At 64.4% G+C, this 24,377-nt stretch carries 31 protein-coding genes and 5 pseudogenes; 17 read left to right on the top strand and 19 right to left on the bottom strand.

Annotated features, from left to right (window positions below; translation table 11 throughout):
* The first annotated feature begins 9 nt into the window (after nucleotides 1-9).
* Nucleotides 10-609, top strand: a complete 600-nt coding sequence (locus PIB19_RS14470; RefSeq protein ID WP_271237935.1) for a hypothetical protein — start codon at nucleotides 10-12, stop codon at nucleotides 607-609.
* Here the strand turns inward: PIB19_RS14470 and PIB19_RS14465 are convergent.
* From PIB19_RS14465 to PIB19_RS14455, 3 genes and pseudogenes are all read right to left on the bottom strand, one after another.
* On the bottom strand, nucleotides 606-1,262 hold the full coding sequence (locus tag PIB19_RS14465; RefSeq protein ID WP_271237934.1) for a class I SAM-dependent methyltransferase: 657 nt from the start codon (nucleotides 1,260-1,262) through the stop codon (nucleotides 606-608). The genes PIB19_RS14470 and PIB19_RS14465 overlap by 4 nt on opposite strands.
* Nucleotides 1,259-2,502: pseudogene (locus PIB19_RS14460) on the bottom strand (DUF3419 family protein). Before PIB19_RS14460 ends, PIB19_RS14465 begins: the two are co-directional and overlap by 4 nt.
* 88 nt (nucleotides 2,503-2,590) lie before the next feature.
* Nucleotides 2,591-3,163 carry a DUF1579 domain-containing protein gene (locus PIB19_RS14455; protein ID WP_271237933.1) on the bottom strand — a complete coding sequence of 191 codons (573 nt, stop codon included), beginning with the start codon at nucleotides 3,161-3,163 and terminating at the stop codon, nucleotides 2,591-2,593.
* 719 nt (nucleotides 3,164-3,882) lie between these two features.
* Between PIB19_RS14455 and PIB19_RS14450 the strand changes: the two genes are divergently transcribed.
* Complete coding sequence (locus PIB19_RS14450) at nucleotides 3,883-4,053, top strand: hypothetical protein (protein WP_271237932.1); 171 nt, start codon at nucleotides 3,883-3,885, stop codon at nucleotides 4,051-4,053.
* Here the strand turns inward: PIB19_RS14450 and PIB19_RS14445 are convergent.
* A complete protein-coding gene (locus PIB19_RS14445; RefSeq protein ID WP_271237931.1) occupies nucleotides 4,050-4,319 on the bottom strand; it encodes a hypothetical protein in 270 nt (89 codons plus the stop codon). The genes PIB19_RS14450 and PIB19_RS14445 overlap by 4 nt on opposite strands.
* Before the next feature lie 63 nt (nucleotides 4,320-4,382).
* On the opposite strand from PIB19_RS14445, the gene rpiB reads away from it, so the two are divergent.
* The 5 genes and pseudogenes from rpiB (at nucleotide 4,383) to PIB19_RS14420 (ending at nucleotide 7,608) form a co-directional block, all read left to right on the top strand.
* Nucleotides 4,383-4,835: a ribose 5-phosphate isomerase B gene (rpiB, locus tag PIB19_RS14440; RefSeq protein WP_271237930.1), complete on the top strand. Its 453-nt coding sequence runs from the start codon at nucleotides 4,383-4,385 to the stop codon at nucleotides 4,833-4,835.
* A complete protein-coding gene (gene glyA, locus PIB19_RS14435) occupies nucleotides 4,832-6,142 on the top strand; it encodes a serine hydroxymethyltransferase (RefSeq protein ID WP_271237929.1) in 1,311 nt (436 codons plus the stop codon). Before rpiB ends, glyA begins: the two co-directional genes overlap by 4 nt.
* A pseudogene (gene nrdR / locus PIB19_RS14430) lies at nucleotides 6,143-6,601 on the top strand (transcriptional regulator NrdR); the annotation flags it as partial.
* A pseudogene (locus tag PIB19_RS14425) lies at nucleotides 6,579-7,318 on the top strand (RNA methyltransferase). The pseudogenes nrdR and PIB19_RS14425, both read left to right, overlap by 23 nt.
* A gap of 83 nt (nucleotides 7,319-7,401) precedes the next feature.
* The gene (locus PIB19_RS14420; protein WP_271237928.1) at nucleotides 7,402-7,608 is read left to right on the top strand and encodes a hypothetical protein; all 207 of its coding nucleotides are present in this window, start codon (nucleotides 7,402-7,404) and stop codon (nucleotides 7,606-7,608) included.
* 18 nt (nucleotides 7,609-7,626) lie between these two features.
* Here the strand turns inward: PIB19_RS14420 and PIB19_RS14415 are convergent, their stop codons facing one another.
* A complete protein-coding gene (locus PIB19_RS14415) occupies nucleotides 7,627-7,929 on the bottom strand; it encodes a chorismate mutase (protein ID WP_271237927.1) in 303 nt (100 codons plus the stop codon).
* Nucleotides 7,930-8,140: 211 nt separating this feature from the next.
* Between PIB19_RS14415 and rpsD the strand changes: the two genes are divergently transcribed.
* Nucleotides 8,141-8,755, top strand: coding sequence for a 30S ribosomal protein S4 (rpsD, locus tag PIB19_RS14410; protein WP_271237926.1), 615 nt, complete (start codon nucleotides 8,141-8,143; stop codon nucleotides 8,753-8,755).
* A gap of 205 nt (nucleotides 8,756-8,960) precedes the next feature.
* The gene (locus tag PIB19_RS14405; protein WP_271237925.1) at nucleotides 8,961-9,236 is read left to right on the top strand and encodes a DUF6916 family protein; all 276 of its coding nucleotides are present in this window, start codon (nucleotides 8,961-8,963) and stop codon (nucleotides 9,234-9,236) included.
* On the opposite strand, the gene PIB19_RS14400 is transcribed toward PIB19_RS14405, so the two are convergent.
* From PIB19_RS14400 to PIB19_RS14375, 5 genes are all read right to left on the bottom strand, one after another.
* Complete coding sequence (locus PIB19_RS14400) at nucleotides 9,233-9,745, bottom strand: GNAT family N-acetyltransferase (protein WP_271237924.1); 513 nt, start codon at nucleotides 9,743-9,745, stop codon at nucleotides 9,233-9,235. The genes PIB19_RS14405 and PIB19_RS14400 overlap by 4 nt on opposite strands.
* Entirely contained in the window at nucleotides 9,745-10,263 is a 519-nt protein-coding gene (locus PIB19_RS14395; RefSeq protein WP_271237923.1) for a phage tail protein, read from the bottom strand. Before PIB19_RS14395 ends, PIB19_RS14400 begins: the two co-directional genes overlap by 1 nt.
* 12 nt (nucleotides 10,264-10,275) lie before the next feature.
* The gene (locus PIB19_RS14390; RefSeq protein WP_271237922.1) at nucleotides 10,276-10,494 is read right to left on the bottom strand and encodes a phage tail protein; all 219 of its coding nucleotides are present in this window, start codon (nucleotides 10,492-10,494) and stop codon (nucleotides 10,276-10,278) included.
* The gene (locus tag PIB19_RS14385) at nucleotides 10,494-10,778 is read right to left on the bottom strand and encodes a phage tail protein (protein ID WP_271237921.1); all 285 of its coding nucleotides are present in this window, start codon (nucleotides 10,776-10,778) and stop codon (nucleotides 10,494-10,496) included. Before PIB19_RS14385 ends, PIB19_RS14390 begins: the two co-directional genes overlap by 1 nt.
* A 618-nt stretch (nucleotides 10,779-11,396) precedes the next feature.
* Nucleotides 11,397-11,690: a hypothetical protein gene (locus PIB19_RS14375; protein ID WP_271237919.1), complete on the bottom strand. Its 294-nt coding sequence runs from the start codon at nucleotides 11,688-11,690 to the stop codon at nucleotides 11,397-11,399.
* Between the two features lie 132 nt (nucleotides 11,691-11,822).
* Between PIB19_RS14375 and PIB19_RS14370 the strand changes: the two genes are divergently transcribed.
* From PIB19_RS14370 to aguB, 4 genes are read left to right on the top strand one after another with little or no spacing between them, the layout of a single operon-like run.
* Nucleotides 11,823-13,451, top strand: coding sequence for a M28 family metallopeptidase (locus PIB19_RS14370; RefSeq protein WP_271237918.1), 1,629 nt, complete (start codon nucleotides 11,823-11,825; stop codon nucleotides 13,449-13,451).
* A 10-nt stretch (nucleotides 13,452-13,461) separates the two neighbouring features.
* Nucleotides 13,462-14,436: an agmatine deiminase family protein gene (locus tag PIB19_RS14365; protein ID WP_271237917.1), complete on the top strand. Its 975-nt coding sequence runs from the start codon at nucleotides 13,462-13,464 to the stop codon at nucleotides 14,434-14,436.
* A complete protein-coding gene (locus PIB19_RS14360; RefSeq protein ID WP_271237916.1) occupies nucleotides 14,433-14,897 on the top strand; it encodes a GNAT family N-acetyltransferase in 465 nt (154 codons plus the stop codon). The genes PIB19_RS14365 and PIB19_RS14360 overlap by 4 nt, the downstream gene beginning before the upstream one ends.
* An 11-nt stretch (nucleotides 14,898-14,908) precedes the next feature.
* A complete protein-coding gene (gene aguB / locus PIB19_RS14355) occupies nucleotides 14,909-15,757 on the top strand; it encodes an N-carbamoylputrescine amidase (protein ID WP_271237915.1) in 849 nt (282 codons plus the stop codon).
* 354 nt (nucleotides 15,758-16,111) lie between these two features.
* Here aguB and PIB19_RS14350 read toward each other — a convergent pair whose 3' ends face one another.
* Nucleotides 16,112-16,756 (bottom strand): uracil-DNA glycosylase, encoded by a 645-nt coding sequence (locus PIB19_RS14350; protein WP_271237914.1) that lies wholly within the window; start codon nucleotides 16,754-16,756, stop codon nucleotides 16,112-16,114.
* A 23-nt stretch (nucleotides 16,757-16,779) separates the two neighbouring features.
* Here PIB19_RS14350 and folK point away from each other — a divergent pair.
* The 3 genes and pseudogenes from folK (at nucleotide 16,780) to PIB19_RS14335 (ending at nucleotide 18,198) form a co-directional block, all read left to right on the top strand.
* Nucleotides 16,780-17,243 (top strand): annotated as a pseudogene (folK, locus tag PIB19_RS14345) (2-amino-4-hydroxy-6-hydroxymethyldihydropteridine diphosphokinase).
* The gene (locus PIB19_RS14340) at nucleotides 17,240-17,707 is read left to right on the top strand and encodes a DUF1905 domain-containing protein (protein ID WP_271237913.1); all 468 of its coding nucleotides are present in this window, start codon (nucleotides 17,240-17,242) and stop codon (nucleotides 17,705-17,707) included. The pseudogene folK and the gene PIB19_RS14340 overlap by 4 nt, the downstream one beginning before the upstream one ends.
* 179 nt (nucleotides 17,708-17,886) lie before the next feature.
* A complete protein-coding gene (locus PIB19_RS14335; RefSeq protein WP_271240992.1) occupies nucleotides 17,887-18,198 on the top strand; it encodes a GIY-YIG nuclease family protein in 312 nt (103 codons plus the stop codon).
* 210 nt (nucleotides 18,199-18,408) lie between these two features.
* Here PIB19_RS14335 and PIB19_RS14330 read toward each other — a convergent pair whose 3' ends face one another.
* The 6 genes and pseudogenes from PIB19_RS14330 to PIB19_RS14305 form a co-directional block, all read right to left on the bottom strand.
* Complete coding sequence (locus PIB19_RS14330) at nucleotides 18,409-18,765, bottom strand: hypothetical protein (RefSeq protein ID WP_271237912.1); 357 nt, start codon at nucleotides 18,763-18,765, stop codon at nucleotides 18,409-18,411.
* 311 nt (nucleotides 18,766-19,076) lie between these two features.
* On the bottom strand, nucleotides 19,077-19,424 hold the full coding sequence (locus tag PIB19_RS14325) for an AlbA family DNA-binding domain-containing protein (protein WP_271237911.1): 348 nt from the start codon (nucleotides 19,422-19,424) through the stop codon (nucleotides 19,077-19,079).
* Nucleotides 19,425-19,427: 3 nt separating this feature from the next.
* Nucleotides 19,428-20,485: pseudogene (locus tag PIB19_RS14320) on the bottom strand (ribonucleotide-diphosphate reductase subunit beta).
* A gap of 4 nt (nucleotides 20,486-20,489) precedes the next feature.
* Nucleotides 20,490-20,714 carry a hypothetical protein gene (locus PIB19_RS14315; RefSeq protein ID WP_271237910.1) on the bottom strand — a complete coding sequence of 75 codons (225 nt, stop codon included), beginning with the start codon at nucleotides 20,712-20,714 and terminating at the stop codon, nucleotides 20,490-20,492.
* On the bottom strand, nucleotides 20,711-20,929 hold the full coding sequence (locus PIB19_RS14310) for a hypothetical protein (protein WP_271237909.1): 219 nt from the start codon (nucleotides 20,927-20,929) through the stop codon (nucleotides 20,711-20,713). The genes PIB19_RS14315 and PIB19_RS14310 overlap by 4 nt, the downstream gene beginning before the upstream one ends.
* Nucleotides 20,926-21,252, bottom strand: a complete 327-nt coding sequence (locus tag PIB19_RS14305; RefSeq protein WP_271237908.1) for a hypothetical protein — start codon at nucleotides 21,250-21,252, stop codon at nucleotides 20,926-20,928. The genes PIB19_RS14310 and PIB19_RS14305 overlap by 4 nt, the downstream gene beginning before the upstream one ends.
* A gap of 68 nt (nucleotides 21,253-21,320) precedes the next feature.
* On the opposite strand from PIB19_RS14305, the gene PIB19_RS14300 reads away from it, so the two are divergent.
* Nucleotides 21,321-21,587 carry a DUF2171 domain-containing protein gene (locus PIB19_RS14300; RefSeq protein WP_056610399.1) on the top strand — a complete coding sequence of 89 codons (267 nt, stop codon included), beginning with the start codon at nucleotides 21,321-21,323 and terminating at the stop codon, nucleotides 21,585-21,587.
* 67 nt (nucleotides 21,588-21,654) lie between these two features.
* Here the strand turns inward: PIB19_RS14300 and PIB19_RS14295 are convergent, their stop codons facing one another.
* Nucleotides 21,655-22,029: an endonuclease domain-containing protein gene (locus PIB19_RS14295; protein WP_271237907.1), complete on the bottom strand. Its 375-nt coding sequence runs from the start codon at nucleotides 22,027-22,029 to the stop codon at nucleotides 21,655-21,657.
* Between the two features lie 153 nt (nucleotides 22,030-22,182).
* The gene (locus tag PIB19_RS14290) at nucleotides 22,183-24,096 is read right to left on the bottom strand and encodes a ribonucleoside-diphosphate reductase subunit alpha (protein ID WP_271237906.1); all 1,914 of its coding nucleotides are present in this window, start codon (nucleotides 24,094-24,096) and stop codon (nucleotides 22,183-22,185) included.
* Nucleotides 24,097-24,377: the final 281 nt, after the last annotated feature.

Raw genomic sequence — 24,377 nt, 5'->3', positions numbered from 1 at the left:
GCCTTGGCTGTGCGCGCGCCCAGCCCCGAACTCACTCACGACCTCTACCTTCATATCCGCGTGATCATCAGCATCGTGCTGGGGATCGCGATCACCCGCGTGCTCGCCGGTCTTGCGCGGTTCGTCCAGCATCCGGGCAAGCTCAAGGTCTATCCGGTCCACATCCTGTGGGCGCTGATCGTCCTGATCGCGTCGATCCATTTCTGGTGGTGGGAGTTCGGGCTGACCGCGGTCACGACCTGGCGGTTCGAACTGTTCCTGTTTGTCCTGTTCTACGCCTTCCTGTTCGCGCTGATGGCGAACATCCTCTTCCCCGACGAACTCGAGGAATATGAAGGCTATCAGGACTATTTTCAGTCGCGGCGGGGCTGGTTCTTCGGCTTGCTGATCGTGTCGATGCTCACCGACTGGTTCGACACCGCGATCAAGGGGCATGATTATCTGGCGAGCTTCGGCCTCGAATATCCGGCGCGGATCATCGTCACCATCGCGCTCGCACTGGTGGCGATGCGCACGCGCAACGCGCGTTTCCACCTGTTCTTCGCATTGCTCTATCTCATCTATTACGTGTCGTGGATCATCCGCGTGTACGATCCGGGGCGTGGTTAAGGCCGGCCGAGCACCGCGCTCCAGGCATAGCCACGATAGAGCGGCGTGAATTCGAGGCTGAGCCCCTGCTCTTCGGCGACGCGGCGGAGCACCGCGGGCAATTCGCGGCGTGGGAAGACGTGGAAGTCGTTGAGCGACTTGAAGTGGAGCCGCTTCAGGAAACCCGGCAGCCGCTCATATTGGCCGAAATCGACGATGTGCAGGCTGCCGCCGGAAGCGAGGCTCGCCGCGCCGCGCTCGATCGCTTCCTGCCAAAGCGGGATCATCGACAGCGTGTAGCTCATGAAGATCCGGTCGACCTTTTCCAGCCCGAACAGCGCGCGCGTGTCGAAATTGCCTGCGTCGCCCTGAGCGAGGCTGATCTTCCCGGCCAGCCCCTGCTTCACGACCGACTTGCGCGCGGTCTCGAGCATCGCCTCGCTGATGTCGAAGCCGTGAAAGCGCGCCTCGGGCCAGCACTTCGCCGCCACGACCAGATTGCGCGCGGTGCCGCAGCCCACTTCCAGCACCGTCCCTCCCGGCGGCGGGGCGAGGCTCCGGACTAGCCGGTCGCGACCGAACAGATAGAACCGCCGGGTGAAGTCGTAGAAATGGCGATGGAGCGAATAGACGTCGTCCATCAGCACCTTCTGGTCGTGCGTGGCCGTGGTCATGCGTGCGGCTTCAGCGTCCAGAGATGCGTCGCGCCGTAGACCGACGATCGATCGCGCCGCGTCCAGTCGTCGCGCTTCGCCGCATCGGCATATTCCCACTGGTCGAGGATCATCGCGGGAACGTGACCGGCGACCACGTCGGGCGCGGCCGCGGTGCGATAGAGCACGCGGGCGCCGGGTTTCGCGGTGCGGGTGATCTCGCTCCAGATCCGGGTGAGCTGCGCGTCGGTCATCCAGTCCTGCGCGTCGAGCAATATGTAGCGGTCGAGCGACTGCGCCGGCATGCTCTCCAGATAATCGGCATAGTTGGTGTGCCGGATCTCCACCCGATCGGCGCGCTCCCGAACCTGATCGTAATGCGCCTTCTGCAGATAGGGCGGCAGCGGCGCGGCGTCATGCTTGCCATAGCCGCGGCCGAACGCCTGCCATGCGTAGAAATTGTCCCTGATGTCGAAATCGCAGGCGAGCTTGCGCAGCCGGCTCTTGAGCGCGCCGGTGATGCCCTGCGCGTCGTCGGCCTTGAGCAGGTCGTATTGCGCCGGCGGAATGCCGAAGCCGAACAGGGCAGCGGGTTGATCGACCAACCAGCGCAGGAACTTCTTCTCGAAGAAGGGGCATAGCGCGTCTCGAAGATCGCACGCTGCTCCTCGATCGTCTGCGCCTTCAGGATCTCGCGCGGATCGATCCGATAGAGCCGTCCGAGGAAATGGACGAAGCCGATCAGATTGCCGAGCAGCCCGCGGCGATAGAAGCCCGTCGCGAAACCCGAGATCCGGCGGCGGCCGCTGATGTCGCGGCCTTCCCAATAGCTCCGCGTCGCCGCGTCGAGATGCGGGCGCAGATGGCGCTCGTACAAAGCGATATTCTCGGCGCGGTCGGCATCGGCGAAGAAAGCGCGGAAGCTGGCATAATCGGGCAGATGCAGCGCCGCCGCCTGTTTGAGCCGGTTGAGCGCGATATGCGCGGGATTGAGGTCCACCGCAGTGATTCGCTTTGGATCGGCGGTGAGGTAGGAGAAGACGTTGCAGCCGCCCGAAGCGATCGTCACGACATGGCAATCGGGCGTGATCTCCAGCGCCTCCATGTCGACCACCGGGTCTTCCCAGATTTGCGCATAAACCAGCCCGCGAAAAGCGAAGGTGAAGGCGCGTTCGAGCAGGCCCTCCTTGCTCAGATGTTCGTGACGATGCACTGCACCGCGGACGGCGCCGTTCTTCGGCGCCTTGACGAGAGTTCCCATGGCCGGACTCCAGATGCGCGCCACCCGGACTGCCGGGCGGTGTCGCGCCCTGCTAGCCCGGGCATGTGACAGCTGCCGGTCAGTCAGGTCACTGTTTCGTGACGCCGCCGGCCCCCGGCCAGTCGCTGTCGCCGACGCGGGTGAGCGTCATCGTGAAGAATCGGCGGGGCGGCTGGCCGGGCGCGATATAGTCGCCCACTTCGGTCCAGCTGCCATTGGTTACGGTGGCGGTATAGCGGATCGTCATCGCGCCGGCCGGGATTTCCCAGATATAGCCGGTGTCGGTCACCTGCATCGGAAACTTGCCGCCGCGGCCCAGCGCCCAGCTCGTCAGCCAATAGGATTTGGCCTGTGCGTCGTACGAGACAACGCCGAGCGCATTGAAGCCGACGCTGCCGTCCGAATTGTAGCTCTTGCCCTCCATCACCGTGAGCGTGCCGCCCAGAAATCCGCCGATCCGCTCGGTCTGAATCACACGGTGCTCACCCTGGGGCGACTGGCTGACGGCGGGGCCGCGCCAGACGCCGTGCATCCAGTCGAGCTTCTTCATCGCCTCACGCTGCGCGGCGATCGCTGCGGTGTCCGTCGGTTGCGCCTGCGCCGATGGCGCGAGCAGTGCGGCGAACAATGCCGTCAGTCCGAAGAGCATCAACTTCCGCATCTGGAATCTCCAATTGTCGTGTCGTCCGGCGCATGGCAGCCTGCGCATATGGCTGCAGTCCGGACCGCACATCGAAGCCGCCGCGACACGGCGACCGGCAAGCCGCGTTTCGCGAACCGCGTTCGCGGCTTCGCGAAACGTGCATGGCGCGATTTCCCGCCCGGCTTTCCGATATTGTGGATCGCGTGTTTCGGCGCGGCGGCACTGATGGTGGTGACCGGCGGCTTCGGCACCGGAAACCTGTCGCTGGGGCCGCGCATCGGCTTCTGGCTGCTGCTGATGGGCTGGAGCGCGCTCAAGTGGCAGCTCTGGTTCGCCTGGCTCGTCCGCAAGCCGGCCGACTGGCCGCGAGCATCGCTGATCGGGGCGCCGCTGTTGAACTTGCCGCTTCCGCTCGAGATTGCGCTGTGCGCCAGTGCGGTTGGCGCGCCGTTCGTGCTCAACCCGTTCGAGACCTGGGTGAGCGCGCTGGCGATCTCCGCGCTGATCATAGTCGTTGCGTCGCTGGTCGCCTGGGTGGTGCTGAGCCGGAAAGCCGAGCCCGCCGCGGTTCCGGCCGATGGCTTGCTCGGCCGCGCGCGGGTGGCGCCCGAGGCGCTCGCCGCGGTGGAGGCCGAGGATCATTATTGCCGAGTCCGGCGCCGCGACGGACAAAGCGCGCTCATCCACTACCGCTTCGGCGACGCGCTCGCCGAGCTGGAGGAGTCGACGGCGCGCAGGTGCATCGCGGCGCCTGGGTCGCGGCCGATGCGGTCGAAGGCGCCGAGCGCGACGGCCGGCGCTGGCGGCTGCGGCTCGCCGGCGGAGCGGCGATATCGGTCAGCGCCACCTACGCGGCGGAAGCACGGCGGCGGCAATGGCTCCGCCCGCCGCCGCGCGCGGGAGACTAGCGAGTCGTATTGTCGATCGCGTTGCCGGTGTCGCGGGCGCCCTGTGCGACCGTGTCGCCGACATCGTCCGCCGTGTTCTCGATGGCCCGGCCGGCGCGATCGGCACCATTCTCGATCATGTCGCCGGTCTTGTCGGCGGCGTTCTCCAGGCTGTCGCCGGTCTGATCGACGGCGCTGGTCAGATTGTCCTGTGCGCTTGGCGAGCATGCGCCCAGGGCCAGGCCAAAAGCGAGCGCGGGCGTCCAAGCCAGAATTGATTTACGCATTTCGGTCTCCCAAAGGTTGTCTCGGTCTAGCCAGCACAGGCCCGAGGGCGTAGGGAGCGCCGCATGCCGCGCCGTATCGCCATCGCCTCGGATCATGCCGCCTTCGTCATGAAATCGGAACTCGCCGAATGGTTGCGTGGCGAGGGCCACGAACTGCTCGATCTCGGCCCCGCCAATGCCGACAGCGTCGATTATCCCGATTATGGCTATGCGCTCGCCCGTGCGATCGAGCAGGGCGAAGCCGAGGTCGGGGTGGCGCTGTGCGGATCGGGGATCGGCATCTCGATCGCCGTCAATCGCAATCCCGCCGCGCGTTGCGCCTTGGTCTCCGAGCCGCTCTCGGCGAGTCTTGCGCGCCAGCATAACGACGCCAATGTCGTGGCCCTGGGCGCCCGGCTGATCGGCCTCGAAATGGCGAAGGCCTGCGTCACCGCCTTCCTCGAATCCGAATTCCTCGGCGATCGCCACCAGCGTCGAGTCGACAAACTCAGCCATCCTGAAAGGAGCCCCGTATGAGCACCAACCCCCAGATGGCAGGGCTGCAGCCCGACGGCTTCTTCACCAAGAGCCTCTCCGAAGTCGATCCCGCGGTCTTCGCCGGCGTCCGCCACGAGCTCGACCGCGAGCAGCACCAGATCGAGCTGATCGCATCCGAGAACATCGTCTCCAAGGCGGTGCTCGAGGCGCAGGGATCGGTGTTCACCAACAAGTACGCCGAGGGCTATCCCGGCAAGCGTTACTATCAGGGCTGCCACCCTTCGGACGAAGTCGAGCAGCTGGCGATCGATCGGGCGAAGCAATTGTTCGGCTGCGAGTTCGCCAACGTCCAGCCGCATTCGGGGGCACAGGCGAACGGCGCGGTGATGCTGGCGCTGACCAAGCCGGGTGACACGATCATGGGGCTCAGCCTCGATTCGGGCGGGCACCTCACCCACGGTGCGCGTGCGGCGATGAGCGGCAAGTGGTTCAACGCGATCCAGTACGGGGTCGATCCGACCACGCACCTGATCGACTTCGACGAGGTCGAGGCGAAGGCCAAAGAGCACAAGCCCAAGCTGATCATCGCGGGCGGCTCGGCCTATCCGCGGATCATCGACTTCGCCAAATTCCGCGCGATCGCCGATGAAGTGGGCGCGATCTTCATGGTCGACATGGCGCACTTCGCGGGCCTGGTGGCCGGCGGCGTGCACCCGACGCCGTTCGGCCATGCGCATGTCGTCACGACCACCACGCACAAGACGCTGCGCGGCCCGCGTGGCGGCGCGGTGTTCACCAATGACGAAGCGATCGCCAAGAAAATCAATTCGGCAGTGTTCCCCGGCTTGCAGGGCGGCCCGCTGATGCACGTGATCGCCGCCAAGGCCGTTGCGTTCGGCGAGGCGCTGCGCCCCGACTTCAAGAGCTATGCCGCGGCAATCGTCGAGAACGCCAAGGTGCTCGCGGCGACGCTCAACGAGCGCGGCGCCAACCTCGTCTCGGGCGGCACCGACACGCATCTCGCATTGGTCGACCTCACGCCGCTGGGCGTCACCGGCAAGGATGCCGACGAGGCACTCGAACGCGCCGCGATCACCTGCAACAAGAACGGCATACCCAACGATCCGCTGCCGCCGGTGAAGACCAGCGGCATCCGGGTCGGCTCGCCCGCCGGCACGACGCGCGGCTTCGGCCCCGCCGAGTTCCGCGAGATCGGCAACATGGTCGCCGACGTGCTCGAAGGGCTGCGCAAGAATGGCGAACAGGGCGACGCGCAGATCGAAGCGAACGTTCGCGAGCGTGTCCGTGCGCTGTGCGAACGCTTCCCCATCTATCCGGAGCTGTAATTGCGCTGCCCGTTCTGCGGAAATGAAGACAGCCAGGTGAAGGACAGCCGCCCCACCGAAGACGGGGCGGCGATCCGGCGGCGGCGGCAGTGCGAGGCATGCGCCGCGCGCTTCACGACGTTCGAGCGGATTCAGCTTCGCGACCTGACCGTGATGAAGAACCAAGACCGCCGCGAGCCGTTCGAGCGCGACAAGCTCATCCGTTCGGTGACGCTCGCCGCGCGCAAGCGTCCGGTCACTTCGGCACAGATCGAGCGGCTCGTATCGGGCATCCAGCGCCAGCTCGAGACGCTGGGCGACAGCGAAATCCCCTCGCAGCGGATCGGCGAGATGGTGATGGACGGTCTGAAGGGCCTGGATTCAGTCGCTTATATCCGCTTTGCCAGCGTCTATAAGGACTTCCGCGAGGCGAAGGATTTCGAGGAATTCGCCGGCAATGTCAGCGAGGCGGGGAAGGGTGAACCCCGTCATCGTTCTCGTGCGTCCGCAATTGGGCGAGAATATCGGCAAAGCGGCACGCGCGATGCTCAATTTCGGGCTGACCGAGATGCGCCTCGTGGCCCCGCGGGATGGCTGGCCCAATCCGTCGGCCGGACCGGCGGCCAGCGGTGCCGACATCGTCCTGGAAAAGGCGCAGGTGTTCGGCAGCGTCGCCGATGCGGTGGCCGATTGCGGACAGGTCTATGCCACCACGGTGCGCAAGCGCGGCGTCACCAAGCCGGTGGTCACGCCCGAGCTTGCCGCCAGCGAGATCCGTTCCGCTCCAGAGCGTTCGGCGATTCTGTTCGGACCTGAGCGCTCCGGCCTCGAGACCGACGATGTCGCGCTCGCCCGGACGATCATCACCGTGCCGATCAATCCCGAATTCGGTTCGTTGAACCTCGCCCAGGCGGTGATCCTCATCGCGTACGAATGGTCGAAGGAGCAAATCTCGCCAGCCCGCCGGCCACCGATCTCGATCCGCCGGCGCCGCAGGACGAGCTGGAAGGGATGATCAGCCAGCTCGAGGCCATGCTCGAGGGATCGGGCTATTATTTCCCGCCCGCGCGCGCGCCCACCACACGACGGACGCTTCGCACGCTGCTGACCAAGCCGGGCTGGACGTCGCAGGAAGTCCGCACGATGCGGGGCGTGCTGTCGGCGCTCGCCGGGCGAAAGCTGTATCGCGACCGATGAACTCTCCAGCTTTGCAGAAGCGCGTCTGCGCGTCTAGAAGTGGTGCATGCGCCGATTCTGAGGTGCTTCCGGAGAGTTATTGAATGTTCACGAGCTTTTTCGCGCTGACCCTCGCCGCCGCGCTTCAGAATGCCCCTGCGCCGGAAGCCGCCAAACCGGCCGAAGAGAAGAAGATTTGCGTCGTCGAGCAATCCTCTTACTCGCGGCTCGCCCGCAAGCGCATCTGCCGCACCGAGCGCGAGATGAAAGAGCAGCAGGAGCGGGTCGAGCGCGATTCGCGCCTCCACTGAGCCGGCGTTTTGCCAGCTTCAGCGGCGGTCGAACGCCTCAAGCTCATAGGCAATCGACGCCTCGATCAATAATTCCCAGATCTCCGCGACGGACGTCTCCGGGATGCCCGCCGCTTCGGCATGGGCACGCGCGTTTGCGATGACCTGTGCCTTGCGCGCCTCGTCGCGGACCTGGCCGCGTTCGGGCTTGATGCGGGCGGCGGCATCCATATAGCCGAAGCGGCGCGCGAGCAGGGCGACCAGGGCGCGATCGACCGCGTCGACGCCGGCCCGGACCTCGGCCATCGTCGTGCAGGCTTCGGGATCGAGAATGTCTTGCATGGCAGCCCCTTGGCGGGTGCCCGCGCGCCTGTCCAGCTTGACTCGCCGACGCATGGCGGCTAACCGCGCGCCATTCGCAATGGCCCCGCACCCCGGTGAAGCGGTGGCCCTGCCCTCCCCACAAGGAACCAGCAGGCGGATACCGGGACTAACCCCGCATTCCCGACAGGGAGAGCGGATTACGTTGTTCTGTGATTGCAAAGGATTAGATATGTCGAAGCGCTCCAGCGCCAAGCACAAGCTCGACCGCCGGATGGGCGAGAACATCTGGGGTCGCCCGAAGAGCCCGGTCAACAAGCGCGAGTACGGCCCCGGCCAGCACGGCCAGCGCCGCAAGGGCAAGATGTCGGACTTCGGCATCCAGCTGCGCGCCAAGCAGAAGCTCAAGGGCTATTACGGCGACATCACCGAGAAGCAGTTCAAGAAGTCGTACGAAGATGCGTCGCGCATGAAGGGCGACACCGGTCAGAATCTGATCGGCCTGCTCGAGATGCGCCTCGACATGATCGTCTATCGCGCCAAGTTCGCGCCGACGATCTTCGCCGCGCGCCAGCTCGTCAACCACGGCCATGTCCGCGTCGACGGCGAGAAGTGCAACATCGGTTCGCGCCGCATCAAGCCGGGCCAGATCGTGTCGCTTTCGTCCAAGGCGCAGGAAATGGCGCTGGTGATGGAAGCGCAGAGCCTCTCCGAGCGCGACATCCCCGATTATGTCGTTCCGGAAGGCGCGTCGAAGATCACCTTCACGCGCGTGCCCACGCTCGACGAAGTGCCCTATCCGGTGCGCATGGAGCCGAACCTGGTCGTCGAGTTCTACTCGCGCTGACCCGGCTTCCCACTCGGGAACGAACAAGGGCGGTCCTTCGGGGCTGCCCTTTTCTTTGGGAGATGCGGGCAGGTTCGGTGGCCGGCCTTCCGCTCGGGCTTGCCGCCGTGTGATCGCACTGCCACACTCGGCTCCGGTCACGTTCGTCAGGATGCCGCATGCGTTTCGCTTCGATTGCCGTTCCTTCGCCGATTGGGAAAATCGCATGAGCGGCCCGCGGCTCTCCGACTTCGTGGCCGGCACCGTCTATGAAGTATCCGCGACCGACGCGACCTATCCGCTCACGCTCGACAAGGGCCAGGACCTGTCGGATTCAGGGCGCGAGGGTGGGGCATTCCGGCTCGAATTCGTCGGGCCTGCCGATCCGATCCTGCCACAGGCGACCTATCGCTTCGTCGGCGAGGGGACAGATCACGACATCTTCATCGTGCCGATTGCCCGCGACGCCGGTGGCACACGGTATGAAGCGATCTTCTACTAGGCCGCAGGGCGCCATTCCCACAGGTCATACGCGCCCCGATCGTCGTCGGTGATCGAGAAACCCAGGCGTTCATAGAGCGTGCGTGCGGGATTGTTCTTCTCGACATGGATCGTGACATTCCTGCCGAAGGAGGCGGCCTGAGCGAGCACGTCGCGCAGCAACGCCGCGCCGATCCCCTGGCGTCGCGCCTCGGGCATCAGGGAGATGTCGACGATCCGGATCTCGGCGGGCATGGCATAGAGATAGAGCCGTCCTATCGCCGCGCTGCTGCGCTCGATGATCATCGCGTGCATGCCTTGATAATGTTGCCGGTAATGGGCGTGCTGCGCTGCGTGCTGCTGCGCGAGGAATGCCTGTTTGACCTCGGCGGGCCACGGCACCGGCGCCAGCTCCTCTGCACGCGTCGAGGCATAGAGTGCGGCGGTAAAGGCCAGGTCCGCATCCGACATGGGGCGCAGCGCGACGTCGAGCGCAGCGGCCTCGCGCAACGGCAACGGCACGCTCGTCATCAGGGGCGTGGTGGAAACACGCCCTGAAGTGCGATGCAGAAATAAAGGGTCAGATACGGCATCATGTTGTTGTGCGGCAGGCCGCCGCCGGCGAGAGCGAGCGCCTCGGGCGCCATCGGCGTGACGGTGGTGTTGCTCGAGTAAATGTTCGATTTGGCCCGCGAGAGGGCATTGTTGGTCGGTATATTCGTCTCCGCATCGTCGCTCGTCGAGACGCGAAGGGCGTGCGTGTGCGACGGAATCTCCGTTTGGAGCAAGGTCTCGCTTTCCGAGCCGCCCACCTGACCGAGATCGTAGAGCGAGAGGCCGGGGCCCTGTCCCGGATGAAACGGTACCGAGCCCTGCAGATCGGGAAGCGCGAAATTACTCTTGCCGTCGCCGCCATAGACTGTGCCCAGCAGCGAGAAGAGTGCGGTATTCTGCGACAGCGGCAATAACTGGCCATCGCACCACGCCCATCCTCTGGGCGCGAAGTTGAACGGGAAGACCCGGATTTCGGCGACGAACGGATCGGCCACTGGAGGGGCTCCTCAGGTTGGGCTCGGGAAGATCCCGAACAGCGAGATGATGAAGTCGATGCAGAGATAGGGCTGCATGTTGGTGTGCGGCTGATTGTTGCCGATCGACGTTACCGAGAGCGCGTTCAGCGGGTCAGTCGGCTGGGCGTTGATGAAGGCGTCGATCGAGCCGGACTTGCCGATCACGGTGTTGGTCGGCGTCGCCGAGCTCGTCACGTTGAGGGACGCCATCAACGTGTGGGTGTGCGAGGAATCTGGTTGACGGTAAGCGTGATTTCCTCGGCTCCGCCGGTTTCGGCGAGGATAAAGCCGTTACCCTGGTGCAGCGGAACGCGGCCGCGCAGATCGGGCAGTGCGAAGGTCGACTGACCGTCTCCGCCATAAGTGGTACCGATCAGCTGGAAGAGCGTCTCGTTCTCGGAGATGGGCAGGAGCGCCCCTTCACAGAACATCCAGCCGGCGGGCGGGAAATTGCCCGCGAACATCCGGATCTCACCGACATAAGGTTGTGCCATCGGCTCGTTTCCTCAGTTCTGCGAGGGAAGATGCCCTGGAGCGCGATGCACCAGGACAAGGTCAGAAACGGCTGCATGTTGAGATGCGCCTGGCTCCCGCCGACACTGGCGACCGAGCCCGGAGCGGTGGGGGTCAGCGCCGCCGGTCCGGTGTAAAAGTCGTTCGGGGCGGTGGAACCCAGAAGCATCGTATTGTTGGGGATGTTGGTGGTCGCCACCGTCGTGGTCGCCTGCAATACGTGCGTATGCGTGGGCAGCTCGTTGATCGTGAGCGTGTGCGCCTGTTCGCCGCCGTGCTCGCCGAGCGTGTGCCCGCTGCCGACATGCATCGGCACGCGGCCACGCATATCCGGAAGCGCGAAATTGGTTTGGCCATTGCCGCCATAGGTGGTGCCCAACAGCGAGAACAGTGCTTGATTCTGATTGATCGGCAGCAGCTGGCCATTGCATAGCGCCCAGCCTTTTGGCGCGAAGGCAAAGGAAAAAGCCTCAGCTCCGATAGAAACGGCTCAGACATGCCTGCATCTCCCCCGATGAGCAATAATGTACTCATGAAACGAACTTGGGCAAGTCTTATTATTCAGACCCCCGGAACCAGCGCGACGGGGGTACTGCAAGTCAATGTTCTTGCCCGAAAAGATGCTTCGACGCGAAGTCGATGAAGACGGGCCAGTTGTCGCGAGCGCTGTGGCCGCCATGATGCTGTCGAAAACCGACCCTACTTTCGATAACTGCCGTCAATACTGACGGAAAATCGGAGGTCGACAGCCCGCGCCGTCCCAGCAACGACCAGGCCGGCGATGCCGCGGCGGCCGCGAGAAAGCTGCCTTTCGGATCGACCCAGCCGTCACCCGTATCGATCGTGCTTGCGCCGATAAATATCGGACGCGGCACGGCGAGGGTGATCAGCATATGCGAGTCGATCGACAGATCGTGTTCGGTCAGCGACCGGCATGTTTGAGGGCCCGCCCGCGCCAGCTGCAATGCTTGCCGGTGCTCCAGCGCGCTGCCACACTCGCGACAATCCCATCCCAGGAGTTCTCCATGCGCCTTGCTCTTTCCGCCATGCTCTTGCTCGCCGGCACGTCCGCGGCCGCGCAGACCGCACCGCAGATTTCGATCGACACGCTCAGGCAAGTGACCGAGCGGCTTTCGTCCGACGAATTCGAGGGCCGCGCCCCGGCCACCGCCGGCGAGGAGAAGACGCTCGCCTACCTCGTCGAGCGCTTCCGGAAAGCGGGGCTCAAGCCCGGCAACAAGGGCAGCTGGTTCCAGGACGTGCCGCTGGTCGAGATTACCGGGCAGAACGTTTCCGCGCTCAGCTTCACCGGGGGCAAGGCGCCGGTCAGTCTCGATTATCGCAAGGATATGGTGATCGCGACGTATCAGGTCACGCCGAAGACCGCGGTGAAGGACAGCGACGTCGTGTTCGTCGGCTATGGCATCAATGCCCCCGAGCGCGGCTGGAACGACTATGCCGGCGTGGACGTGAAGGGGAAGACGGTGATCATCCTCGTCAACGACCCCGACTGGCAGACGCCGGGACTGCAGGGCGAATTCGGCGGCCGGGCGATGACCTATTACGGCCGCTGGACCTACAAGTTCGAGGAAGCTGCACGGCAGGGTGCGGCCGCCGCGATCATCGTCCACGATACCGAGCCCGCCGCCTATGGCTGGGGCGTGGTGCAATCCTCGTGGACCGGCCCGCAGCTCGAGCAGGACACACCGGGCGACCATATGGACCAGTCCAAGGCGATCGGCTGGATCCAGCAGGACTCCGCCAAGGCACTCTTCGCCAGCGCCGGCAAGGATTATGCGGCGCTTGTCGAAGCGGCGAAGCACAAGGGCTTCAAGGCGGTACCGCTGGGGGTGAAGGCGAACGTGTCGTTCGACAACACGATCCGGCGCCAGGCATCGAAGAACGTCGTCGGTATTCTCCCCGGCAGCGAGCGGCCGAACGAAGTCGTGCTCTACTCGGCGCATTGGGACCATCTCGGCCGCTGCGATGCAGTGAACGGCGACGACATCTGCAACGGCGCGCTCGACAATGCCTCGGGCACCGCCGCGCTGGTCGCGCTCGCCGAGGCGCATGTGAAGGCCGGGCCGGCCAAGCGCAGCCTCGTCTTCCTGGCGGTGACTGCCGAGGAATCGGGGCTGCTCGGTTCCAAATTCTATGCCGAGAACCCGGTGTTTCCGCTCAGCCAGACGGTGGGCGGGGTGAACATGGACGGCGTCAACAATGTCGGCCGGGCTAAGGACTTCGTGCTGGTCGGCGTCGGCAAGTCCGAACTCGAGGATCTGGTGAAGCCCTTCGTGGCCGCGCAGGACCGGATCATCGTCCCCGAGCCCACGCCCGAGCGCGGCTATTATTACCGCTCGGACCATTTCAGCTTCGCCAAATTGGGCGTGCCGATGCTCTATGGCGAGAGCGGCGAGGATCTGCGCGTCGGCGGCAAGGAAGCGGGCAAGAAGGCTTCCGACGACTATACCGAGCACCGCTACCACAAGCCGCAGGACCAATATGATCCGAACTGGAACTGGGACGGCGCGATCGAGGATCTGACGATCTTCTATGGCCTCGGGCGCCAGCTCGCCGAGGGGTCGGCATGGCCCAATTGGTATCCCACCGCCGAATTCCGCGCGATCCGAGACAAGAGCCGCGCGGGGAAGTAAGAGCGCGCGCATGACTCAGCCGCCTCCGCCCGAATGGGCTTTGCACGACGCCGTCTGGATCGGCTTTCCCAGCCACCCCGAATTGTGGCTCGAAGACCTCGAGCCCGCGCGCAAGGAAGTCGCCGCCTTCGCCCGGGCGGTCCATGCCGACGGGCGCGGCGAGAAGGTGATCCTCGTCGCCGCCGACGAAGAGGCGGCCGCTGCGGCGATCAGCTATGCCGGCGGCAGTGCGCATATCGTGATCGAACCGTTCGGCGACATCTGGCTGCGCGATACCGGGCCGATCGTCGACGGCGCGGGCCGGGCGCATGACTTCCGCTTCAACGGCTGGGGCGGGAAATACGATCTCGAGGGCGATTCGGATGTCGGCCTGCGGCTGGCGAAGCGCGCGCAGCTGGGCGTCGAGGCGCATCCCTGGATCCTCGAGGGCGGTGCGGTCGACGGCGACGGCACCGGGCTGTGCGTCACCACCGAGCAATGCCTGCTCAACCCCAATCGCAATCCGAGCCTGAGCAAGGCCGATGTCGAGGCGCTGCTCGCCGCCGATCTCGGCTATACCCGGGTGCTGTGGCTCGGTGACGGGCTGGTCAACGATCATACCGACGGCCATGTCGACAATCTCGCGCGCTTCGTGGGCGAGAACCGGCTGCTGATCCCCGAGGCGACCGACAACGATCCGAACTGGCGCGTCTATCAGGACGCCGCGCAGCGCGCGCGGGGCTTCGGAGTTGAAGTCGTCCGCTTCCCCTCGCCGGGCCGGGTGCTCAGCCCCGAGGAGGAGATCGTGCCCGCGAGCTACATGAACTTCTATATCGGCAACGCCGCGATCGTGGTGCCGGTCTATGGCCAGGCGAATGACGACGCGGCAATCGCCGCGCTCGCGGAGCTTTTCCCGGGCCGTCAGGTTGTCGGCCAGCGTGCCGACCATATCCTGACCGGCGGCGGGAGCTTCCACTGCATCAGCCAGCAGCTCCCGCGGCTGTGATCGGCGTCCGCCGGCTCGGTGCGGGTGATGCCGCCGTGCTGGGCCGGCTGAAGGCGTTGTTCGACGAAGCCTTCGAGCAGCCCGGGCGCATGGCGGCAGATGCCGGGTTCGAACGGCTTCTCGCGCGCGCCGAGGTGATCCTGCTGGTCGCGGAGGACGGCGGCGAACTGGTCGGCGGGCTGCTCGCCTATGCGCTTCCGCACGTGGATCCGGCGCGTGACGAGCTGTACCTCTATGACCTTGCCGTCGCCGAAGCGCATCGGCGCCGCGGCGTGGCGAGCGCACTGATCGAGGCGCTCGGCGGGCTCGCTACGAAGCTCGGCGCATCCGCGATCTTCGTCCAGGCCGATGACGACGACGCGGCGGCGCAGGCGCTCTACGCGCGGTTCGGCGAGGGGCGCCGGGTTCACCACTTCGATATTCTGCCCGCGCAGGGTGGCAACCGGGCCGACATCGACTAAATGCGCTGACCATGACCGAGATCACCGTCGCGGCGCTCCAGCTCGCCTTCACCAACGATATCGATGCCAATATCAAGGCCGTGTCCGAACTCGTCCGCGAGGCAGCGAGCCGAGGCGCGCAGGTCGTGCTGCCGCCCGAATTGTTCGAAGGCGAGTATTTCTGCCGGGTGGAGGATGAGGGCCTGTTCGCCAATGCGCGGCCCGCGCACGAGCACAAGGCGGTGCTGGCGATGCAGCATCTCGCCGCCGATCTCGGCATCCACATCCCGACCAGCTTCTTCGAGGCCGACGGACCGCATTTCTACAACAGCCTCGCGATGATCGGCCCCGACGGGCGGATCGAGGGCGTCTATCGCAAGAGCCACATCCCCGACGGCCCCGGCTATGAGGAGAAATTCTATTTCCGCCCCGGCAATACCGGGTTCAAGGTGTGGAACGGCCCGGGCGCCAAGATCGGCGTGGGGGTGTGCTGGGACCAATGGTATCCCGAGACCGCGCGGGCGATGATGCTGATGGGCGCCGAGGTTTTGTTCTATCCGACCGCGATCGGATCCGAGCCGCATGACGACAGCCTCGATACCGCGCGGCTGTGGCGCCGGGCGATGGTGGGGCATGCCGTGTCGAACGTCGTCCCCGCGGTCGCCGCCAATCGCGTCGGCACGGAGCACGGGCAGACTTTCTACGGCACCAGCTTCATCACCGACGAGCGCGGCGACATCCTGGCGGAGCTCGACCGCGAGGAGACCGGCGTGATCGTCGCCAAGCTCGATCTCGAGCGAATCAAGCGCCACCGCGCCGCGTTCGGCTTCTTCCGCGATCGCCGGCCGGAGCTCTATGGGCGGCTGGTGGAAGACATCTAAATTGACTCGGTTTGCGGAAGTCGCATCGTTCTCGAACGAAAATTGCGCGTTCGGGAAAGCATGTTGCGCGAAAAGCCGCCGCTTAGCCTGACCGATTCAAAGAGCCGGGAGACCACAGCACAGCATTTCCTACATTGGAAGCCTTGGGTGGCGTGGGCATTCGGCAGCTCTTCTCCTCTCCCGGTGGGAGAGGTAGCGAAGCTTGGCAGCTCGCTGCCTAGCGGAGCTGGGTGAGGGTGTCCTGCTATCGAGAAGGCGATCCCCTCATCCAGCTCCGACTAAGGCCTTGCTGCGCAAGACCCAAGTCTGCGCAACCCTCTCCCGACGGGAGAGGGAAGTGAATGTCGATAGCCGCTAGCGCTGATTCCCGGCATCGTCGCCGATGCTCTCGTGGATCGCCAGCGCGCGGGCGAACACTGCCTCGAACATCCCGGGCGTCAGGCGGCCGGTATTCTGGTTGTAGCGCGAGCAGTGATAGCTATCGATCAGCACCCGCCCGCCGGGCAGGCGATGCTCGGCGAGATGGCCGAAGCGTGCCTTGGGCAGGCGCCCGCCCAATGCCTTGACCGCCGACTGGTGCGCGATCTCGCCCAATGCGACGAAGATCCGGGACGAGGGCAGAGCGGCGATCTCGGCGGTGAGGAAGTCGCGGCAGGCGTGGATTTCGGCGGGTACCGGCTTGTTGTCGGGTGGCAGGCATTTGACGGCGTTGAGGATCAATACGCCCTGCGGCTCACCTTGATCGGCCAGGCCGAACTTCGCCAGCGTCGCGAACAGCAGGTCGCCCGAGGCGTCGCCGGTGAAGGCGCGGCCGGTGCGGTTGGCGCCGTTTTTGCCGGGGGCGAGGCCGATGATCACCAGCCAGGGATCCGGATCGCCGAGCGCGGGGACCGGGGCGTTCCACCAGTCGGGATGCTCGGTGCGGAGGCTGGTGCGCAGCGCCGCCAGCCGCGGGCAGAGCGGGCAATCGTGATCGGGCAAAGGGCTTGGCGCGGGCATGGAGCCGCGATAGTCCCGGGGACGTGCCGACAACAAGTTATGTCATCGCGCTGGGCTCCAATCGCCGGGGGCGCCATGGCAGTCCCGAGGCCGAAGTGGCCGCGGCGCTCGCGGCTTTGGGCGGCGTGGTCGCAGTGTCGCCGGTGTTGCGCACGCCGCCGCTCGGCCCTCGAAGCGCCGCTTCGCCAATGCCGCCGCGCTGATCGAGAGCGACGAGGAACCGCCGGCGTTGCTCGCGCGGCTGAAGGCAATCGAGCGGGCGTTCGGTCGGCGGCGCGGGCGGAGCTGGGCGGCGCGGGTGATCGATCTCGACATCATCCTTTGGTCCGAAGGCGCCTGGGGCGAGAAGCGCCTCACCGTGCCGCATGCCGCGTTCCGGGAACGCGATTTCGTGCTGCGGCCGCTGCTGGCGGTGGTGCCCGAGTGGCGCGATCCGGTGAGCGGGCTCAGCGTGCGGCAATTGGCGGCGCGGCTGGGGCGGCGATGACCGACGATGCGCCCTTGGTGCTCGAGACCGAGCTGTGGCGCTGGACGCCCGAGCCGCCGGCCAAGGCGAGCTGGTATTTCGTGACGATTGTGGGGGAGGCGGCGGACGCGATCCGCGCGCGGGCTTTCGAGCTGCGCGCGATGGGCGGAGCGCGGGGGTTCGGATCGGTGCGGGTCCGCGCGAGCGTCGACGGCGTGGCGTTCGACAGCTCGGTATTCCCGCACAAGGAAAGCGGGGGCTATCTGCTGCCGGTCAAGGCCGAGGTGCGGCGCAAGGCCGGCGTGGGTGAGGGGATTTGGTGGAAGTGGGGATCTGGGTCTAGCGGGGTCGAGGGCGGCGCGCTCAGCCGCCACCCCGCTTCTTGCCGAGATTGTCCCCGGCGGTGCCCCCGGCGCCGCGATGCGGGCCGCTGGTGTCGGGCCAGATCTGGTCGTGGAACGCGTAAACGCCCGCGCCGGCGATGAGCAGCACGGCCACTGCTATTCCCAAGATGCGCCGCATCGTGATCCCCAATCCGTCGACTTGCCGAACTATGCGTGGGCGGGCGTTGCGCGGCAAGTGTGTCCGGATCGGTGTGGTTTCCGTCCAGCTCCGTCACCCCGGCCTTGTGCCGGGGTCCACCGGGCGACAGGCTGCACAGCCGATGATCCTTGGCACGCCCTGCGTCTACATCCTCGCAAACCGCTACAACGGCGCGCTGTATGTCGGCGTGACTTCAAACCTGATCGCCCGCATTCTCCAGCACCGCGAAGGCACGTTCGACGGGCACACCAAGAAGCACCGCATCTACCGGCTGGTCTATTTCGAGACCGGGGAATCGATGGAAGGCGCGATCGCGCGCGAGAAGCAGCTCAAGCGCTGGCGGCGCGACTGGAAGCGCAATCTGATCGAGCGGGAGAACCCGGCGTGGAACGACCTTGCGGTGGGGCTGGGGCTGGAGCCGCTGGCGGTGTGACGCGCGGCGCGGTGGACCCCGGCACAAGGCCGGGGTGACGGTTGTGGCAAGTGCTTACCCTCTAAGTACGAGGTTGCCACACTCCTTCTTCCGTATATTCGGCGCAGTTAAGTAATCCGAAGGATTGCCAAAGTATGTCGAGTAGCGGTCTCGCTACATCATCCACATTATCTGCAGATTGAATGTCCTCAATCATAATTTCTGGCAATATCATGTTAGAGCGATCTGAAATCGGAGTGGAGCGAGAAAAAAGTTTCCACCTATGCCAAATTCATGGCCATCAACACCTATAAGCGCAGCAGTTACCATTATCGGCCCAGCAAGATAGGCTTGTTTGGCGAAATGAACATATTTTGAAATGGCATCTCGATAGAATGTTGAAACAGTAGTTGATGGAACTACTGGCCGTTCCATGAAAGAATGTCCTCCCATCCGAACAGCTTCCATCATTCCGTTACGGTAAACCTGAGTGTATGCCCCAACTCGTTCTGGAGATCCTGAATAGGCAACGACGCCGTCCAGATTAAAAGCTCGGGACGCCCCTCCCCAATCGTTAAACATGAGCATTGTGAAATTTTCATGGACCCAATTTATGTCAATTTTTGATCGAGGATCCATGGAGAGGATAGGAATAAACTGCGCAACACATATAGGGCCATCGGGCAATGGGCGCCACGTTTGTCTATTAGCTAGAGCGTTGTATCTCTCTCGCGATAGCATTCGAGCGGCGGCAGCCAAAGAAGCGCTTTTATCAAAAGCGCTTCTCAATTGGTCGTAATTTAATTCGGACGTGTGAGTGCCGTTCCTAATCACAAATCGACTATTCCCGTTATATAAGTAACGGTGTGGTCCGTTTCTGGACGGTTTAACATCTATAATTAATGCGTAACCCCTTCTAACGAGACGGGGTGGAAGCTGACGTTTGCCAATCGTGGCTCAATTCCCGCGTCCAAAACTTGACTCAGTCTTCTGACAATATCGTCGATGACTTCATCACTGGTTGGAATCAACGCAGCGGCCGTACCGTCTTTCTCTTCAACGCCGTAAACTAGCTGCCCTCCAGCGGCGTTGGCCAACGCGGAAACATCCTTGAGAAACTCGGCTCGATCTCGATCGCTACGACCAGGGAGGCTTCGCTTGAATTCAAGGGTAAGAGATTCCGGAGCTCGGTCTACGCAGAGCTGCAGAAGGGCCGCCTCATTAAACTGCGCTTCAGAGAGCCCCATAGCTCACTCCGCCGCAATCCCCGCCTGCTTGAACATATCCCCGCCCTCACCGGACGCATCCTCGTTCGCCGCGGGCACGGCCTTCGCCTTTTGGCGCTTGTCGAACGAGTCCCACACTTCGTTCCATGCCCCGCGCGTCGCGCCCTTGGAATATTCCGTCGCGCGCTGTTCGAAGAAATTGGCGTGCTCGACGCCGTTGAGCAAAGGGGCGAGCCAGGGGAGGGGTGTTCGTCGATCATGTAGATGGGCTTGAGGCCGAGCTGGCCCAGCCGCCAGTCGGCGATGTAGCGGATGTACTTCTTGATCTCCTTGGGCGTCATGCCGGTGACCGGGCCGTGCTCGAACGCCAGGTCGATGAACGCGTCCTCGAGGCGGACGGTGGTCTGGCACATGTCCATGATGTCGGACTTGACCGCCTTGGTCAGGCAGTCGCGCTCGCGGGTGAAGGCGTGGAACAGGCGGATGATGCCCTCGCAGTGGAGGCTCTCGTCGCGCACCGACCAGGAGACGATCTGGCCCATTCCCTTCATCTTGTTGAAGCGCGGGAAGTTCATCAGCATCGCGAAGCTGGCGAAGAGCTGGAGCCCCTCGGTGAAGCCGCCGAACATCGCGAGCGTCTTGGCGATGTCCTCGTCGCTGTCGACGCCGAACTTCTGCAGATAGTCGTGCTTGTCCTTCATCTCGCTATATTCGAGGAACATGCCGTATTCGCTCTCGGGCATGCCGATCGTGTCGAGCAGATGGCTGTACGCGGCGATGTGCACCGTCTCCATGTTGGAGAAGGCGGCGAGCATCATCTTGACCTCGACCGGCTTGAACACGCGGCCGTATTTCTCGTGGTAGCAATCCTGCACCTCGATATCGGCCTGAGTGAAGAAGCGGAAGATCTGGGTGAGCAGGTTGCGCTCGTGATCGGTGAGCTTCTGCGCCCAGTCGCGGCAATCCTCGCCGAGCGGCACTTCCTCGGGCATCCAGTGGATCTGCTGCTGGCGCTTCCAGAACTCATAGGCCCACGGATATTCGAACGGCTTGTAGGTCTTGCGGGCTTCGAGAAGAGGCATGGGATTACTCCGGGACGAACTTGGTGATGAGGATGAAGGCGATGAGCGCACACAGCGCAGCGCCGAGGATGCGATAGAAGAGGAAGGTGCCGCGGCCCGGCTCGGCGGGGCGGGCGCCGATCAGGCGGTAATTCCAACGCGTGATTGCGGCGAAACGCTGCGGCGCGAAGAGCATCAGCAGGCCTTGCGCAACGATGAGCGTGGCGCCGAGGATCGGGAGGATCTTCATGCCACCCCCGTCATCGTCGCGACCGCCGCAAAGCCGCCGAGGAACAAGCCGAGCGCGAACAGCATCATGCCGGCGATGCGTAGGGCGTAGCCGGTCGCCTCCGCATCGGGCAGGCGCAGGGCGCGGCGGGCGAGCGACGGGCGGACGAGCGTCGTCAGCCCCGCGGCGCCTGCCGCTCCGGCCAGCCCGGCCATCAAGGCGAGACTGCGCGTCATTCGTGGTCGATGATCGTGGTGCGCTTCTCGCGGATCACGCGGTCGCGATAGACGATTTTCCGGCCGCGATTGGCGCCGACGCCGAACACCACGATACCGAGGAAATAGCCGAAATCATACCAGCCGCCGTTATTGGGCACGGCATAGACCGCGACGTCGGGCATGATCAGCGACAGGAACCAGGCGACCGGGAAGATGAAGCCGTGCCACAGTCCGAGCAGGAAGCCGGGCGCCTGCGGGGACACGCCGGCGCTCACTTGTGTCGCGCATCCGGCGAGCAGCATCAGCGCGGCGAGCGCGGCACTGTTACGCAGACGGATCATTTCCTATCTCCTGCATCGTTCGCAGCGTTCATGCGTTGCCGAGCCGAACCAACCAGAGGAGCTTTTCCATGGCCGACGCGAGTGCAATCAGGGAACATATGGAAGTGATCGGCGCAGACGGCGTCCATGTCGGCACCGTCGATCATGTCGAGGGCGACCGGATCAAGCTGACCAAGAAGGATTCGGGCGCCGAGATCGAGGGCGCCGAGGGCAGCCATGCCGGGCATCACCATTACATCTCGATCGGCCTCGTCGCCGATGTCGAGGGCGACCAGGTGCGGCTCAGCGCCACCGCGGCGAACGCAGTGCTGTTCGAGGAAGAGTCCGAGGGGTGAACTGAATCCCTCTCCCTTTGGGAGAGGGAGGAGGCGCGCAGCGCCGGAAGGGTGAGGGCAGCGGCGTTCATGCGGTGCTGCCCTTTGCCTTGTCCGCGAGCATCGAGGCAACGCTCGAGAGCACGCCCTCCAGATTGCCCATCACGTCGCCGTTGGTGAACCGGACCACGCGATAGCCTTCGGCCACAATCACTGCGGTCCGCGCGGTGTCGCGTTCCATTGCATCGGCATGCGTATCGCCATCGACTTCGATCACCAGCGCCTCGGAAAAACAAAGAATGTCGGCATAGAATGGGCCGACCGGTGCCTGATGCCGCCATTTGTGTGTCGGAAGTGCTTCGCGAAGTGCTCGCAACAATCGCCGTTCGGGCGGGGAGGCGTCACGACGGAGTTGCTTTGCGCGGGACACCGTTCCGGAAGGCTGGCTCTGGTACAGGCGCATCACCCTCACCCTTCCGCCGCTGCGCGGCTCCTTCCCTCTCCCAAAGGGAGAGGGACAGTAAGGCGCGCCATTTCACCCCTCTCCCTTCGGGAGAGGGAGGGGCCCGCGTCGCAAAGCGACGTGGGAGGGTGAGGGTGATTTACCCCTGCCACCTCACTGGCACGCCAGACATTCGTCGTAATCCTTCGATTCGACCTGGATCTCGCGCAGGTCGATCGTGTTGTCGGCCTCGACGCCGCCCGCGAAGCCGGCGCGCTGCACCGATTTGGAGCGGAGATAGTAAAGCGACTTGATGCCGAGCTCCCATGCGCGGAAGTGGAGCATCAGCAGGTCCCATTTCTCGACATCGGCCGGGATGAACAGGTTCAGCGACGCCGACTGATCGATATAGGGCGTGCGATCGGCGGCGAGCTCGAGCAGCCAGCGCTGGTCGATCTCGAAGCTGGTCTTGTAGCAGTCCTTCTCTTCCTGGCTCAGGAAGTCGAGGTGCTGGACGCTGCCGCCCTGCTCGAGGATCGAGCTCCATACGCCTTCGGAATTCTTGCTCTTCTCGCTGAGGAGCTTCTCCAGATAGGGGTTCTTGACCGAGAACGAGCCCGACAGCGTCTTGTGGGTGTAGATGTTCGCCGGAATCGGCTCGATGCACGCGCTGGTGCCGCCGCAGATGATCGAGATGCTCGCGGTCGGCGCGATCGCCATCTTGCAGCTGAAGCGCTCCATCACGCCCATCTCGGCGGCGTCGGGGCACGGCCCCCGCTCGGCCGCGAGCTGCATCGAAGCCTCATCCACCTGCGCCTTGATGTGCTTGAACATCTTGAGGTTCCACGACTTCGCCATCGCGCCTTCGAAAGCGAGGCCGCGCGCCTGGAGGAAGCTGTGATAGCCCATCACGCCGAGGCCGACCGAACGCTCGCGGCTGGCCGAATAAGCGGCCTTTTCCATGCCCGGCTCGGCGCGGTCGATATAATCCTGCAGCACGTTGTCGAGGAAGCGCATCACGTCCTCGATGAAGCCCTTGGTGTCCTTCCACTCGTCCCAATTCTCGAGGTTGAGCGACGAGAGGCAGCAGACCGCGGTGCGCTCGTTGCCGAGATGGTCCTTGCCGGTGGGGAGCGTGATCTCCGAGCACAGGTTCGAGGTCGAGACCTTGAGGCCCAGATCGCGGTGATGCTTGGGCATGTTCGAGTTCACGTGATCGGCGAAGATGATGTACGGCTCGCCGGTCGCCAGGCGTGTCTCGACCAGCTTCTGGAAGAGCGCGCGGGCATCGACCTTGCCGCGCTCGGACTGGTCCTTCGGCGAACGCAGCGTCCATTCCTCGCCGTTCCGCACCGCTTCCATGAAAGCATCGGGGATCAGCACGCCGTGGTGGAGGTTCAGCGCCTTGCGGTTGAAATCGCCCGAGGGTTTGCGGATCTCGAGGAACTCCTCGATCTCGGGGTGCGAGATGTCGAGATAGCAGGCGGCCGAACCGCGGCGCAGCGACCCCTGCGAGATCGCGAGGGTCAGCGAATCCATCACGCGGACGAACGGGATGATGCCGCTGGTCTTGCCGTTGAGGCCGACCGGCTCGCCGATGCCGCGGACATTGCCCCAATAGGTGCCGATGCCGCCGCCGCGCGAGGCGAGCCAGACATTCTCGTTCCACGTATCGACGATGCCGCCGAGGCTGTCGGGCACCGAATTGAGGAAGCACGAGATCGGCAGGCCGCGCCCGGTGCCGCCGTTCGAGAGAACCGGCGTGGCGGGCATGAACCAGAGCTTCGAGATATAATCGTAGATGCGCTGGGCGTGCGCGGCGTCGTCCGAATAGGCCGAAGCGACGCGGACGAAGAGATCCTGATAGGTCTCGCCGGGAAGGAGATAGCGGTCCTTCAGCGTCTCCTTGCCGAATTCTGTGAGCAGGGCATCGCGCGAATGATCGACTTCGAGCGTGTAGAGCTGCGGCGCGACGGCGCGTGTGTCCTGGTCCTTGGCGGACTTGCGCGGCTTCGCCTTGGTCCCGGCGGCAATCGTGGCTTCGGCGACGGTGTCGTTCACGCTGTTTTCCGTGTCCCTGAATTCCATGTCATCCGACCCCTTATACCCTTGCACGCGCCTCCTTCCGGGAGGCCTCGGTGCGACTCGGGGGCGGCACGGCGATGGTACCATCGCCACGGCTCCGCGCGAGAACAAAAAGTGATCCTCGCGCGGTCTGCCGGGCACGATAGAGCCTGTCCCGCATATGGGTATGCGGTGGCGGTTCTACCAGTAGTTGAGCCTGCCCCTCAGTCCTACCACTACAGATTGTGCCAAACCGAGTCCCGGCACAAGGGGTTAAATCATCGGTTAACCAAACGGTTCGTCGC

Source organism: Sphingomonas sp. 7/4-4 (genome assembly GCF_027941955.1).
Taxonomy (GTDB): Bacteria; Pseudomonadota; Alphaproteobacteria; order Sphingomonadales; family Sphingomonadaceae; genus Sphingomonas.
The sequence above is the reverse complement of the archived record's forward strand: the minus strand, read 5'-3'. Positions and strand labels throughout refer to the sequence as shown.

Excerpts from the sequence above, each read along its gene's own strand:
- PIB19_RS14465 (WP_271237934.1), bottom strand. The coding sequence starts at position 1,262 with ATGACCACGGCCACGCACGACCAGAAGGTGCTGATGGACGACGTCTAT.
- PIB19_RS14455 (WP_271237933.1), bottom strand. The coding sequence starts at position 3,163 with ATGCGGAAGTTGATGCTCTTCGGACTGACGGCATTGTTCGCCGCACTG.
- PIB19_RS14445 (WP_271237931.1), bottom strand. The coding sequence starts at position 4,319 with ATGCGTAAATCAATTCTGGCTTGGACGCCCGCGCTCGCTTTTGGCCTG.
- rpiB (WP_271237930.1), top strand. The coding sequence starts at position 4,383 with ATGCCGCGCCGTATCGCCATCGCCTCGGATCATGCCGCCTTCGTCATG.
- glyA (WP_271237929.1), top strand. The coding sequence starts at position 4,832 with ATGAGCACCAACCCCCAGATGGCAGGGCTGCAGCCCGACGGCTTCTTC.
- PIB19_RS14420 (WP_271237928.1), top strand. The coding sequence starts at position 7,402 with ATGTTCACGAGCTTTTTCGCGCTGACCCTCGCCGCCGCGCTTCAGAAT.
- PIB19_RS14415 (WP_271237927.1), bottom strand. The coding sequence starts at position 7,929 with ATGCAAGACATTCTCGATCCCGAAGCCTGCACGACGATGGCCGAGGTC.
- rpsD (WP_271237926.1), top strand. The coding sequence starts at position 8,141 with ATGTCGAAGCGCTCCAGCGCCAAGCACAAGCTCGACCGCCGGATGGGC.
- PIB19_RS14405 (WP_271237925.1), top strand. The coding sequence starts at position 8,961 with ATGAGCGGCCCGCGGCTCTCCGACTTCGTGGCCGGCACCGTCTATGAA.
- PIB19_RS14400 (WP_271237924.1), bottom strand. The coding sequence starts at position 9,745 with ATGACGAGCGTGCCGTTGCCGTTGCGCGAGGCCGCTGCGCTCGACGTC.
- PIB19_RS14390 (WP_271237922.1), bottom strand. The coding sequence starts at position 10,494 with ATGGCGTCCCTCAACGTGACGAGCTCGGCGACGCCGACCAACACCGTG.
- PIB19_RS14385 (WP_271237921.1), bottom strand. The coding sequence starts at position 10,778 with ATGGCACAACCTTATGTCGGTGAGATCCGGATGTTCGCGGGCAATTTC.
- PIB19_RS14375 (WP_271237919.1), bottom strand. The coding sequence starts at position 11,690 with ATGCTGATCACCCTCGCCGTGCCGCGTCCGATATTTATCGGCGCAAGC.
- PIB19_RS14370 (WP_271237918.1), top strand. The coding sequence starts at position 11,823 with ATGCGCCTTGCTCTTTCCGCCATGCTCTTGCTCGCCGGCACGTCCGCG.
- PIB19_RS14365 (WP_271237917.1), top strand. The coding sequence starts at position 13,462 with ATGACTCAGCCGCCTCCGCCCGAATGGGCTTTGCACGACGCCGTCTGG.
- aguB (WP_271237915.1), top strand. The coding sequence starts at position 14,909 with ATGACCGAGATCACCGTCGCGGCGCTCCAGCTCGCCTTCACCAACGAT.
- PIB19_RS14350 (WP_271237914.1), bottom strand. The coding sequence starts at position 16,756 with ATGCCCGCGCCAAGCCCTTTGCCCGATCACGATTGCCCGCTCTGCCCG.
- PIB19_RS14340 (WP_271237913.1), top strand. The coding sequence starts at position 17,240 with ATGACCGACGATGCGCCCTTGGTGCTCGAGACCGAGCTGTGGCGCTGG.
- PIB19_RS14335 (WP_271240992.1), top strand. The coding sequence starts at position 17,887 with ATGATCCTTGGCACGCCCTGCGTCTACATCCTCGCAAACCGCTACAAC.
- PIB19_RS14330 (WP_271237912.1), bottom strand. The coding sequence starts at position 18,765 with ATGCTCATGTTTAACGATTGGGGAGGGGCGTCCCGAGCTTTTAATCTG.
- PIB19_RS14325 (WP_271237911.1), bottom strand. The coding sequence starts at position 19,424 with ATGGGGCTCTCTGAAGCGCAGTTTAATGAGGCGGCCCTTCTGCAGCTC.
- PIB19_RS14315 (WP_271237910.1), bottom strand. The coding sequence starts at position 20,714 with ATGAAGATCCTCCCGATCCTCGGCGCCACGCTCATCGTTGCGCAAGGC.
- PIB19_RS14310 (WP_271237909.1), bottom strand. The coding sequence starts at position 20,929 with ATGACGCGCAGTCTCGCCTTGATGGCCGGGCTGGCCGGAGCGGCAGGC.
- PIB19_RS14305 (WP_271237908.1), bottom strand. The coding sequence starts at position 21,252 with ATGATCCGTCTGCGTAACAGTGCCGCGCTCGCCGCGCTGATGCTGCTC.
- PIB19_RS14300 (WP_056610399.1), top strand. The coding sequence starts at position 21,321 with ATGGCCGACGCGAGTGCAATCAGGGAACATATGGAAGTGATCGGCGCA.
- PIB19_RS14295 (WP_271237907.1), bottom strand. The coding sequence starts at position 22,029 with ATGCGCCTGTACCAGAGCCAGCCTTCCGGAACGGTGTCCCGCGCAAAG.
- PIB19_RS14290 (WP_271237906.1), bottom strand. The coding sequence starts at position 24,096 with ATGGAATTCAGGGACACGGAAAACAGCGTGAACGACACCGTCGCCGAA.